Source organism: Gluconobacter sp. Dm-62 (assembly GCF_018256155.1).
In the GTDB taxonomy this organism is placed as follows: Bacteria; Pseudomonadota; Alphaproteobacteria; order Acetobacterales; family Acetobacteraceae; genus Gluconobacter.
Genome location: NZ_JAERLY010000017.1, coordinates 1 through 12,139, shown reverse-complemented (window position 1 = coordinate 12,139; position 12,139 = coordinate 1). Strand labels below are relative to the sequence as shown.

Annotated in this window: 6 protein-coding genes and 2 pseudogenes; 5 read left to right on the top strand and 3 right to left on the bottom strand. The window is 55.4% G+C overall.

Features of this window, described 5'->3' with window-relative positions; genetic code table 11:
• Positions 1 to 43 precede the first annotated feature (43 nt).
• Entirely contained in the window at positions 44 to 925 is an 882-nt protein-coding gene (locus JK202_RS13250) for a hypothetical protein (protein WP_211561808.1), read from the bottom strand.
• 302 nt (positions 926 to 1,227) lie between these two features.
• Between JK202_RS13250 and JK202_RS13245 the strand changes: the two genes are divergently transcribed.
• The 4 genes from JK202_RS13245 (at position 1,228) to mobF (ending at position 5,420) form a co-directional block, all read left to right on the top strand.
• Positions 1,228 to 1,464, top strand: a complete 237-nt coding sequence (locus JK202_RS13245; RefSeq protein ID WP_228123965.1) for a BrnA antitoxin family protein — start codon at positions 1,228 to 1,230, stop codon at positions 1,462 to 1,464.
• Complete coding sequence (locus JK202_RS13240) at positions 1,454 to 1,837, top strand: type II toxin-antitoxin system PemK/MazF family toxin (RefSeq protein ID WP_061928995.1); 384 nt, start codon at positions 1,454 to 1,456, stop codon at positions 1,835 to 1,837. Before JK202_RS13245 ends, JK202_RS13240 begins: the two co-directional genes overlap by 11 nt.
• Before the next feature lie 104 nt (positions 1,838 to 1,941).
• Positions 1,942 to 2,220 (top strand): hypothetical protein, encoded by a 279-nt coding sequence (locus JK202_RS13235; RefSeq protein ID WP_211561806.1) that lies wholly within the window; start codon positions 1,942 to 1,944, stop codon positions 2,218 to 2,220.
• Positions 2,217 to 5,420 carry a MobF family relaxase gene (mobF, locus tag JK202_RS13230; protein WP_211561804.1) on the top strand — a complete coding sequence of 1,068 codons (3,204 nt, stop codon included), beginning with the start codon at positions 2,217 to 2,219 and terminating at the stop codon, positions 5,418 to 5,420. Before JK202_RS13235 ends, mobF begins: the two co-directional genes overlap by 4 nt.
• 1,625 nt (positions 5,421 to 7,045) lie before the next feature.
• Here mobF and JK202_RS13220 read toward each other — a convergent pair.
• A pseudogene (locus JK202_RS13220) lies at positions 7,046 to 7,186 on the bottom strand (IS5/IS1182 family transposase); the annotation flags it as partial.
• Positions 7,187 to 7,430: 244 nt separating this feature from the next.
• Between JK202_RS13220 and JK202_RS13215 the strand changes: the two are divergent.
• Positions 7,431 to 10,496 carry a TonB-dependent siderophore receptor gene (locus JK202_RS13215; protein ID WP_249200083.1) on the top strand — a complete coding sequence of 1,022 codons (3,066 nt, stop codon included), beginning with the start codon at positions 7,431 to 7,433 and terminating at the stop codon, positions 10,494 to 10,496.
• Positions 10,497 to 10,779: 283 nt separating this feature from the next.
• On the opposite strand, the pseudogene JK202_RS13210 reads toward JK202_RS13215, so the two are convergent.
• Positions 10,780 to 11,741 (bottom strand): annotated as a pseudogene (locus tag JK202_RS13210) (IS481 family transposase).
• Positions 11,742 to 12,139: the final 398 nt, after the last annotated feature.

Below are 12,139 nucleotides of genomic sequence, written 5' to 3'. Positions count from 1 at the left end.
CCCAGATCCCGTTGTGAGTGCAGACAGCTCAGGTGGGCGCGGATTAGCGTCCGATCTTCATTTTCAAAAGACAGAACATCGCTTTGAGAGGTTTACTCCGTTCGCGCGGGGGGATGACCTCAATCATGGGTAGGCAGGCAAGTGCCCATTCCCGGTCTCTGTCAAAGAAGGAACGGCGCGGCAGACCCGGCATTTGTTCGAAGTCGAGTTTGCCCTCGGGAGTTCGCCCAGAAGCCTCAAGTGGCATGAGGGCTTCAAGTGGCAGATCCTTCGGCATTCCTGCGGGACGTGGACCAACATAGGGCGGTGGCAGAGGAATGTCCCGGTCCCTGCCATAGCGTGGAGCCTGCTTTCTCATGACAACAAACTCGGCCACCTGCCCGATTTTCACGGCAGGAGCGGCCTCACGTTCTTCTGACGGGGCGGCTTCACTCCGTACCTGCGGGACCGTTTCAGGATACAGGACTGACCGGCTGCGATCGCGGGCGTCCTGTAACTGCTTTTCGCGCAGGTCCGCATCTGCCTCCGCCATGCGACGGTTCAGTGTGTCCTGTCCTTCAGCGTCATCCTGCTTTTGTGCCTGAGAGGCTGCCCGGGCTGCGGCACGAGAGGCCAAAGCTGTGTTGCGGGCTTCTTCTTTTTGCCTTTGCATCGCACCGACAGCCTTGCGGACACGGTACCACGTACTGCGGACAGTCGCAGGCTTTGGCGGCTCTCCATTCACATTCGTTAGACCAGCGGATTCCGCAGCCTCGCTCATCTTTTGCCAGCGGACCTTTTTGCCCGTGATGGCCTGCGACATCGCCTCATAGTTATTGGTCATCCACTGGAAAAGCGGAGAGTGCGCCCATGTTCCGCGCTGACAGCCCAGCAATGCGGTGAACATTGCGCCGTCGGTTCCCCCCACTGCCATCGCTGCACTCATGTCTGCGTCCTTCCTCGTTGGGCTACGCCTAGCATTACCCTCGCATCGTGTCAAAGATCGTGCCGTTATCGCTGCGCTGTCGTTCTAAGATCGAGGCAAGATCGTTGCAGGTTTTTTCTTTTTCCATACACAAATGCAAACTTTCAGTTTGCGCTTCGCGCCACCCTGCGGGTGTTGCATCCGGCGGGGCCGGGGCGGGCCGAGGCCGAAAACATCTCGGCGCATTCTGCCCTGCCAAATATGTTGTTTTGCACTACGGAATTGCGCTACGTTAACGACGTTCTGAATGTATGGAGTGTGTCATGGCATCCCCCCTTTCGATCCGTCTGGACGAGCGGCTGCGCACTGACCTGGAGCAGGAAGCAACGGCGCGCGGTATCCCTCTGAGCCAGCTCATTCGTGATCTTCTGGAGACAGGGGCAAAGAGTGCGCGCCGAGACCGTATCCGCAGGGACAGTGCGCGTGTTGCCCGCTACGTCGCTGCAACGCCTTCCGCCCAAGCACTTTTTGAAGAGGCTGGCGGAACCCATGGCGCCTGATCGGCCGGTCGCTATGGCAGCGATTTTCTCGCCTGGAGAAATTGTGCTGGCGGACTGGCGCGGAGATGCCCTGCCGAAGGAGCCCAACAAGCGTCGGCCGGCTGTTGTTGTCGAAGACGATCTCTTTCCGCCTGAGTGGCCGAACGTGATGCTTGTGCCGCTGACCGACGATGAGAACCTCGTCATTCCGGATCTGGCAGTACGGATCGACCCAACGGCTGATAACGGCTGCACCAAACCCTGTTGGGCAGTCAGTGCTCTGCTTACCACCACATCCAAGCAACGTGTCACCGTGACAGGCAGCAAGGTGAGATCCGATCAGCTTGCTGCCATCAGACGTCAGATTGCGCTTCTGGTGGGATGCGACGGCTAGGCAGATAGTCTCCGAGACGATGTGGGCTCGGAGCGACATTTTTTGTCGGCGAGCACTCACAACCACCTCGAGCAAAATGTCTCCTTTGCCCACGGAGACGATGCATGCCAGACGAAAACGTATTTGACCTCCCGCAACCGGTAGATCGCGAAGCGCCGTTTCAGCTCCTTGTTTTGCAACGGCTGGATCAGATCGGGGAGACGCTCGCCCAAATCCACCAGATGGTCAGCCCTCCAGAGAAAGCAGAAGAAGGCGAGGGCCTGGTCGAAGTCGTCGCACGCATGGCCCAGGCCATGGAGCAGCAGGGTGCCGCCCTTGAGACCATCTCGGCGCAGCTTGGCCGGCTTGAAGCTTCCACCTTCTCTGCGTCGGCTGGAAGATGATCACTTACCGGAAGATTTCTGCGGCAGGTGCCGGCAAGCTGATCGTCGCTTATCTGAGAGAGAATCAGTCCGAGCCGGAGAAGGATGCCCGCTTTGAACGGGAACGGAGTGATCCGACCCGTGATACAGGTGACAGGCTGACAACCTACTATACCGGACGTGATGGGCGGGGAATGTGGTCGCCAGATATGGGCCCCCGGATCGCTGATGCGCTAGGCATTGACGTCATGAAGGTGCCGACAGACCAGGCGCTGGCCAATCTGTTCGAAGCGAAGCGCGCTGACACAGGTGAGAAATGGGCCAACACAGGCCGGAAGCGTGAGCACTCGGCCATCGACTTCACAGCGTCACCCGATAAATCAGTGACGCTTGCCGCTGAATTTGCGTCGACGGATGCCGAGCGGGCGCTCATCTGGAGCGCAATTCACAAGGCCAACGACAAGGCTATGGCTTTTATTGCCAAAGAGGTTGGCGTGGCGCGCAGAGGGTCAGGAAAGACCGCCACGCTGGAACGGGGGGAAGTCGCGTGGGTATCGTTCCGGCACTACACGGCACGACCGGTCATGAAGATTCAGGATGGCGCAAAAGGCCCCACGGCGGCGGTGGAAGTTCCGGTGCTGGGGGATCCACAGGCGCATATTCACAATCTGCTTTTGAATGCCATAGCGACCGAAAGCGGCCATTTGGGTTCGCTGGACAGTGCTCGCATTACCAGTGCGACGTCTTTCATGTTCGGGGCGTATTTCCAGGCGGAACTTGCAGGCGAACTTCGCAAGCTCGGTATCGCGGTGCATGTCGACGAGAGCGGCCGGGCAATCGCGATTGATGGTGTGCCGCGAGAAGCCTGTGAGCTTTTTTCAAAGCGGCATTCCCAGGCGGAGAAAATGGGAAAAGCCTATGCCAAACGGCAGGGCCTGGACTGGAACGATTTGTCGGCCGAGCGGAAGTTTTCAATCCTTCACAACGCAAATCTCGCTTACCGCTCAAAGAAGTACAATGGCAGCAACGACAGGGAGTTCTGGCTTGAGCAGGCTCACGACATCGGGTGGTATCACGATACTGTCCTGACCAATGAGAAGGTCCAGCCATTAGGGCGCGCTGAGCGCTACGAACTGGCTTATGCGATTGCGGCGAAGAAATTGGCTGAGGAGTTTCGGACAGCTGCTGTTCTCGACCGGGACACGTTCCGGACCCATGCCGCACGGGGTCTCATTGCGGCTGGCATTGAAGGCACGCAGGACGTCGAGCGGATCGCCGATCTGATCCAGGAGCGCGGCATCGAGATCGATGGCAAACAGGTCCGTTTTCTGGAGCGCGAGCAGGACGGCCGCCTCCGGGTCGCGACAAGTGCCCAGATCGCGCTCGAAAAGGATATGGCCCGTCTTGCCGGTCTGTCGGCGCGCACGCGGGACGGCGCGCTCAGTGACGAGCAGATCGCCGCAGCCGTCGCCCGGTCGGGTCTCGACTTCACGCGTGAGCCAGCACACGGCGCTGCGCAGCTTGCGGCCATCAATGCGCTTGGTCAGGCGGGCGGTCTGGGCTTTCTTATCGGTGTCGCCGGCTCCGGCAAAACGACACTTCTGAAGCCTCTGGTCGACGCCTGGCAGGAGGATGGTCGTACCGTCATTGGCGCGGCCATTGCCTGGCGTCAGGCCGATGCGCTGAAGGATGCGGGCATTTCCCAAACCTACGCGATGACACCGCTTTTGGACGGCCTGGCGCAGGGAAAGATCGACCTCGATCGCCAGTCTGTTCTTGTCCTTGATGAAGTCAGTCAGGTCTCCCCGCGTCAGCTGCTTGAGATCCTCCAGCTTCAGCAGGAAAAAGGTTTTGCCCTTCGGGTGGTGGGCGACCGGGAACAGGCCCAGGCGATCGAGGCCGGCGACGCTGTCGAACTGCTTTTGCGGGTTATGCCCAAAGAGGCGCGTCCGGAGCTGTTGAGCACGATCCGCCAGAAGTCCGCGCGTGGTCGGCAGATCGCCAGCATGTTCCGCAGTCCCGGCCGCGACCTGAGCCAGACCGAGGACGAACAGAAGAAAGCCGATATCGCCCGGGCGCGTGAAGCCATCGACATGAAGCGCAAGGACGGCACGATCCGACTTGTGGGGGGCGACCATGACCAGGTCGTTGAGCAGATCGCTGACCTGTATCTTCGACGTCGCGACATGCTGACCCAGGCCGGATCGGAGCGGGGTATCACCATGTCCGCGCCGACAAACGAAGACGTCATGGATCTCAGCCGTGCCGTTCGCGACCGGTTGCGCAAGCGTGGCGAGATCGGGCAGGCGGAGATCGTCAAGGCGGCCATCGATCAGCGTGGCGTCACCTATGAGCTGCCTCTCGCTGTTGGCGACCGGGTTCGGTTGTTTTCGAAAACCAGCGTCCGGGTGGAGACCGCGCATGGGCGTCGCTGGCGTGATCTTGGTTCGAATGGCGACTTCACGACCGTCAAAGGCTGGTCCGATGAGGGGCTGGTGTTACAGAATGCGAAGGGACGGGAAGGGCTCGTACCCTGGACCCGGCTGGCCGACCCGAAGACCGGACGCGTTCGACTGGGCTTTGGTCATGCCATGACGGTCGATGCGGCGCAGGGTGTGACGTCCGATGAGCATATCAACGCCATGCCGCGTGGATCTTCGGCCATGACCGGCTTTACGTCCTATGTCGCTGAAAGCCGGCATGTTCATCGCTGCTGGACGGCCGTGTCCGAAGGATCTCTCCGGGAAGCCGAGACGTTTTCGCGGGCTTTGGGTGATATCCGGCCGGTGACGGTCAACGATCTGTATGACCGTCTGGCATCTGACATGGGGCGACATCCCTACAAGTCGCTGGCCGTCGATCTGGCAAAAGCCCGCCTGGCGCACGAAGAAGCCAATACGCGCTGGATCCGGCAGAACCACGTCAATGAGCGCACCCGGCAGAAGGGGCAGTCACCGGGTGGTCAGGTGCGGCGACATATTGAGGAAGCCCCGATCCGGGATGTCCCGCGTGCGCAGTGGGATGATGTCAGTCGCAAACTGCGCAAGGCCGGCTATGCCGCGCAGGATGCCCTGAATGCAGCGCGGAGGGTTGAGGACCTGCAGGAACGGCGGCGGGCGCAGCAGGCCGAAGACCGGCTGCAGCAAGCTTGCGCGGCTGCACAGGCAGAAGAGCGGGAGCGCGATCGCACGCGGGTTCGTGGCACAGGACGCGGGATGTAGGTTCGAAGACGGAGGCGGCATGGGACATGCCGCCTCAGGTGCTATGCGAGTTCTTTGCCGCGCGCATAGAGATTCAGGGCGTGCGTGACTGCCTCGACGGCCGCACGCTCATCCAGTCCAAGGGCCGACTCAAAGGCCACCAGCTCGGTCAGGAGTGCTTTGTCCAGATCCGCATGAAGCGGTTCCGTTGTACGGGGCAACTGAGCGGACGGAGGAACGAGGGTCTCAAATAGCTTTGCGAACGGCTTTTCTTCTGCCGATGTCTCATTGGGGAAGAGCAGGTTCAGGAGTTCCTGGGCGTCCTGTAGGGGCGTGCCTTCCGTATTGAGAACGACGCCGAGCCGCTGATATAGCTCTCCCAAGACTCCGGTTAACGGCCGGAGATCACCCTTTTCGATCCGATCGCGCCCTTCCTGAAGACGCCGAGCCACGTCATCTGCTTCTGTAGCCGGTTCCTTCGATACAGGGGCTTCAAGAGCGGGAGCCGCCGAAACTGTGGGGAACACCCTGTTCACGCCCTCTGGCTTGATGCCGGCATAGAACAGTCGCGTGTAGATGCGCTTTCCTCGGAAGAGAATGATCGCCTGCCCCTGTCGGAGGTTCTGCACATCGCTCCAGGAGATCCGCTTGACGTCCCGGATGTCTGCGCGCTGCTGGTCCGCATAGACGCCCAGAGGGTTGGAACTGTCGAAACCGGGGAGGACGCTGACAGGCATCGTTCCACCTGACTGTTCGATCCACTCCCGGGTTGGACCAGAATCTTCGATATTTTCAAAGATCTTTAGCTTGGGATTGCCGAGAAGCGGAACGGTCAAATCCTTACCGAGCGTGGCGTAGAGAGTGCCCACTTCCTGAAACGAGATCAGCAGGGAAATGTTCAGCTCGCGACCCAACGCCATCATGGCGTCAATCCCGCGTGTCGCGAACTGACCGACTTCGTCCAGAACCAGAGGATAGGGCACCGTCGAGGACGACGCGCGATTTACGACGCGGTCCTCATAGTCGCCCTCAATCGAGGTGCCGAGTGCCGCCGCAAGCGCGTAACGCAGCGCCGTGATGACGGCCTTGCCCAGGGCGGCGTTCGTGTCCGGGTGGTTTTCGAGCGAGGGGAGAAGAACGACCAGGATGCGCCGATTGAAGATGACGTCCCGGAAGTCCACATCACCGATATTGCACCGGAAGATATGCCCCAGCGTGGAACTCATCTGGGTAAAGGTTTTGCCGAAGCCACCCACCACATAGGAATGCTGCTCGCGAACCTTGTCCTGGTCTCCCACGCTTTTGGTGTTCGAAAAGCCACCCGTCTCTGTCACGTAGTCGCGGACCGGGTTCAGCAGGGTCCGGTCAAACTCGGGCGGCAGTTCGACTTTTCGCGTCTCAGCTGCATCCGCATCATAGTAGGTGAAGATCTGATCCTGGTAGAGATCGCGCAGTTTCACGATGTCAGAGAACATCGTGCGGATGGTCTCGGACATGATCGGAATGCCAAGGTTGTCCCGGACCCAGACGAAGACATAGGACATGCCGCGAATAAGCGCTTCGGCCCTGTCGCGGAAATGCGCGGAGTTACCCCCTCCGCCTTTCTTGTCTTCAGGCAGAAAGAGCGTGAGCAGAAGCTCGGTCATGTCTGCATAGGCCAGAGCCTTCTCCAGATCAGGACGGAACACTTCAAAATCCACAGTCCGGAAAAACGCTTCGAGCTGATCGCCAAGCCCGCTCAACCGGGCAAGTCGCTCTTCAACATCAAAGAAAGCAGCCTGCTTCATAACGCCATTCCCTCAGTCAGAATCGGACGAACGGAATCACAGAGCAGACCTCAAAACCAGGGGGTTTTTCGAACCCTCCAGCTTGATTTGTGTTGCGAAAAAACAACTAACTGGTCAAACAGGGTCAAAATGTGACTTTTTTAATTTTAGGCCCAGTCGTCATGTGACAGGATGTTTCTGATACGAAATGTTGTGGGATCATACATGATCCGCGCCCCTAGTTTTGACGGAGTAACCTGTGGCTATGAAAAAGGCTCGATGGACGACATCGCTCATGGGGGCAACTGCACTTGCGACTGTGCTTCAATTGCCACAAAGCGCGCATGCTGCCTCTCCTAGTGATACGGCAACGTCCAAATTAAAAAAGACTGAAACGTCAAGCGCAGCAATAAAAAATCATAATCCAGAACCAATATCTTCTGCAAAGCGAAATGCTTTAAAGCAGAGCGTCGAAGCTCCAAAATCTCGTAGTGAAAATGTTGTCGTAACGGGTACATTGTTTCGCGACCCCAATACGACAAGCTCATCCGAAATTACTCATATCACACGCAAAGACATGCAGCAGCGTGGTCTCAAAACGGTGAATGATCTCGTTCAACAACTTTCCTCAAACGGGGCAGGAAATTTAACGAGCCAGTGGGCTTCTGGAGGAGGGTTTGCTCCAGGCGGATCAGCTCCGTCGTTGCGTGGGCTCAGTACTGACTCTACTCTTGTGCTCATCGACGGACAGAGAGGTTCTTATTATCCGCTTGCGGACGATGGCGAACGTGATTTTGTCGACACGACCTGGATCCCAATGTCTATCCTTGAAGGTATGGATGTCCTGCAAGACGGAGGTTCTGCAACATACGGTGCAGATGCAGTTGCAGGCGTAATTAACTTCAGAACCCGAAACGAGATTAAGGGTTTTGAAGGCAATGCCGAGGGTGGTCTGACCCAGCGTGGAGACCAAGGTCATCAGCGCTTATATGCTACATTCGGGCATGGTGATCTTGCTAACGACGGTTACAATTTTTACATCAATTCCGAATACCAACAGGATGATTCTTTATATTATCGCCAACTTCAATCGCCATATAATAGTGGGGATCTGACATCGTTGGGCGGTTCCAACGGAAACACAAATACTCTTCTTCCGGGGACAAATCAGTTTAATACAAACTTTACTGGTGCAACAACTACAGCTCTTGTTCGCCCTGCTGTCAATGGAAGTGGTGTTGGTGGATATAATCTTCTGAATTCTTCTGCTGGATGCGGTAGTAATCAGACAGGCGTCTCAGGTTACGGCTTTTCCACAAATTATCCCAATTCTTTTACAAATGCATGCTCACAGAACGCAATGCGTTACAAGCAAGTCGCCCCTGATTTGCGTCGTATTAGCGCTACAGCACATTTGACGGCGAATGTCACAGATCAGTCGCAGTTGATCGCGATGTTTAACTGGTCTCAGGCGCGTACAATTACGACCGGGACGCCAGCATCCTATGGTTCGTATACACAGGATGAGTTGGCTGGTAATTCTCCCACCATTCTGCCGTGGGAGCTTTCGAATGGACAATTGAACCCGAACGATCCATACGCCGCACAACATCAAGATGCGCAAGTGGTTGGCTTGTTCAATCAAACTCCAGTAACTACCGACACCTCTAATAATTTCAGGGGATCAGTTCGTTATACTGGTTGGTCTCATTCGAATTGGGGTTCCGACTGGAATTATAATGCTGATTTTGTCGGCATGAATACGCTTCTTAATCAGGTGCAAACAGGACAGCCATACATCAGTCATTTAACAGCAGCGATTGCGGATGGGTCGTATAATTTTGTTGACCCGTCAAAAAACTCGCGTTCTGAAATGAATTATGTTTTGCCTGCGAACACTATTAACGCCCGTTCACAGGAATATTCAGGGCAGGTTGGTCTCAGTAAAGGGCTTTTCAAGCTTCCGGGCGGTATGGCTAAGCTCGCGATTGGAGCAAACTGGCGTTATGAATCCGTGAACGACCCAAACGCCAATCCAATTGACACAAGCAACTACGCGAATCAGTGGGCGAGTTACAATCCGGTCTCGCAGATCGGTCATCGTTGGGTTGAATCTGGTTTCTACGAGGCAAATTTGCCTGTTGTAAAACAGTTCGTTGTTGATACGTCAGGTCGTTACGATCACTATTCAGAAGGCTTCAGCCATTTCTCTCCGAAAGTTGGCTTCCAGTTCAAACCAGTCAAACAGTTCACGTTACGTGGCACATTTAATCGTGGCTTTCGTGTGCCTAGTTTTGCGGAGACGGGCGGCCAGACGGAAGGTTTTACTCCGGTGACCTACGACACGTCCAATCCTGCTGTGCAAGCATGGATGGCGTCTCATGGAAATAGTGCTTATGTTCAATCAGGTAATTATCTTGGGCTAATGAGTGTAGGAAATCCGCATCTTCGACCCGAGATATCGACAAGCTACACCGTCGGTCCCGTCATAAAGCCTACGAATTGGATGACACTGTCTTTTGAATACTATTACATTAAGAAGAACCACTATATTACGACAGGAATTCTTAACCCTAATCAGTATTTCAATTCCTGGATTGAGAATGGAGGATCAAATTCCGGGGAGCCTTCTGGAATTACAGTTGTTCCAGGGCCAAAAGACTCTAACTATCCCAACGCATTAGCCGCGCCGGGTTATGTTGAGGGCGAATATATTAATGCCAAAAGTATGATGACTGATGGCTTTGATATGTCCATTGATGCGCACGCACGTCTTCCCGGCTTTCTGCACAACATTATGTGGTATAGTAAAGGGCAAGCAACGTTTGTTAGACGCTTTAATCAGGTTAATCCTGACGGTACTACGTATCGCTATGCTGGGACGCTTGGTCCCTATCAAAGCGTTTCTTCTTCTGGTACGCCACGTTGGAGAGCGAACTGGGCCAACACTTTTTCGTATAAAGGTTTAGCAGTTACCCCAACTGTTTATTATACGAGCGGTTATAAAACGGTCGCAGATGATAGTGGTATTGCATCTGCAGGAAGTAATGGACTGTATAGTCATAGTTGCGCCTACTCCTTGGGCATGAACCAGGCTAATGGACCTAATTATCCCACACAGTGCCGGGTTAAGGGATTCTGGGATGTTGATCTGACTGTTAATTATCAGATGAATAAACGTTGGTCTATTTATGCGAACGTTTATAATCTACTTGGCTTTCGCGCTCCTTTGGATTATGCGACTTACGGTGGTTATTTGTATAACTCGTCATGGTCTCAGAAGGGTGTTATTATGCGTTCCTTTCAGTTTGGCGTGAACGTTTCTCTTTAAGGTGGAGTTCTCGAAGAACCCTTGATTGATACGCTTGGCCCGTAATTTCTGGCTTTCGGCGATTTGATTAATGGTTCTTTGGGCCGTTTTTGATCTGCGTCTTGAGCAGCTGGAGGGTTCGAAAAACCCTCCTTTTTCAACCGAACAAGAATCATAAGCCATTGATATTGTTATGTACCAAAAGAGCTTAAAACGGGTTTTTCGAACTCTCCAGGTCGCTCATTGCCAGTCTCCTCGCAGAGTCTGAATCAGATTTCCACAATCAAATCAATGGGTCCTGAGCCTAGTTGTTTAGTCCCGGGGTTTGATGGATTGGATTGATGATGAATCTTTCTGGCTCTGAAGTCCAGATTTTGCAGACGTATTCGTAAGGGGTGAGGACACTGAGGGTCTTGAGCCTTCGCCCGAAGTTATAGGCTGCCATGAAATCGCTGAGGTGTGTCCTCAACTGCTCGTGGCTGTCGTAATGGAAGCGTTTGACAGTTGCTTCCTTGATTGTCCGGTTCATCCGTTCAACCTGACCGTTCGTCCAGGGGGGGGGTGGGTTTTGTCAGACGGTGTTCGATCCCGTGGGCTTCGCAGATCATGTCGAAGCGCATTGGACGCGACCACGCCGTATTGCGATTGCGGGGCTGATCAGCGAACTGGATGCCGTTATCGGTCAGAATGGTATGGATCCGGTAAGGAATGATGCTCAGGAGATATTCGAGGAATTCCCAGGCGGTCTTCCGATCGGCTTTCTCAACCAGTTGTGTGACAGCGAATTTGCTGGTCCGATCGATGGCGACGAAGAGATACAGCTTGCCTTCAGCAGTCTGGACCTCGGCAATATCGATATGAAAAAAAGCCGATGGGATAGCGTTTGAAACGCTGTCGTCTGGGCTGGTCTCCCTCGATATCCGGAAGCCGGGACATCCCGTGGCGCTGCAGGCAGCGATGCAGGGCCGAGCGTGTCAGATGGGGAATGCTGGCCTGCAGGGCATAAAGGCAGTCATCCAGCGGCAGCAACGTATGCCGGCGAAACGCCACGATCATTGCTTCGTCCGTCTCGGACAGAACCGTGGATCGCGGCTCTTTGGGACCTGTCTTCTGATCCTCAACCGTTTGACGCTTCCGCCACTTTGCAACTGTTTTCGGGTTAACCCCGAACTCCTTGCTCAGCGTCGCGAGCGAAGCCTGCGATCGCTGTATTGCTGCTCGCACGGCGTGCGTGGTCGTGGCGCTGCCATGACGTATCTGTCCCATAAGGCTTCCTTCCACTCGCGTGAAAATAATACCCCATCAAACAACGGGACTAAACACCTAGCGCTGATGGAAGTCCTGTCCCTCATCGATTCGCGACCGACACTCTTCGACGCGTTGGTCTCGAGACCAACGAAGGCCGGCGGCCCCAAGTAACAGCCGTTCGGGTCGGGGCGTCCCATGGGCAACTTCCCGTCAGGAGCAGGCGTTCGCGGTGGCTGATCTGAACGACCGGCTCTGGGTCGGTAGGCGTCATGAACCTGAGTGCTGCGAACGACTACTTTCGGCTATCGCTTCCCGATTGCCGACATTCCGCTCTCCCCCGATAGTGTTGAAAAACTCATGGTGAAGAGTGAAAGTGTTGCCAAACCACTTCGGCATAAGTGCAGCTTTCTTGCCTC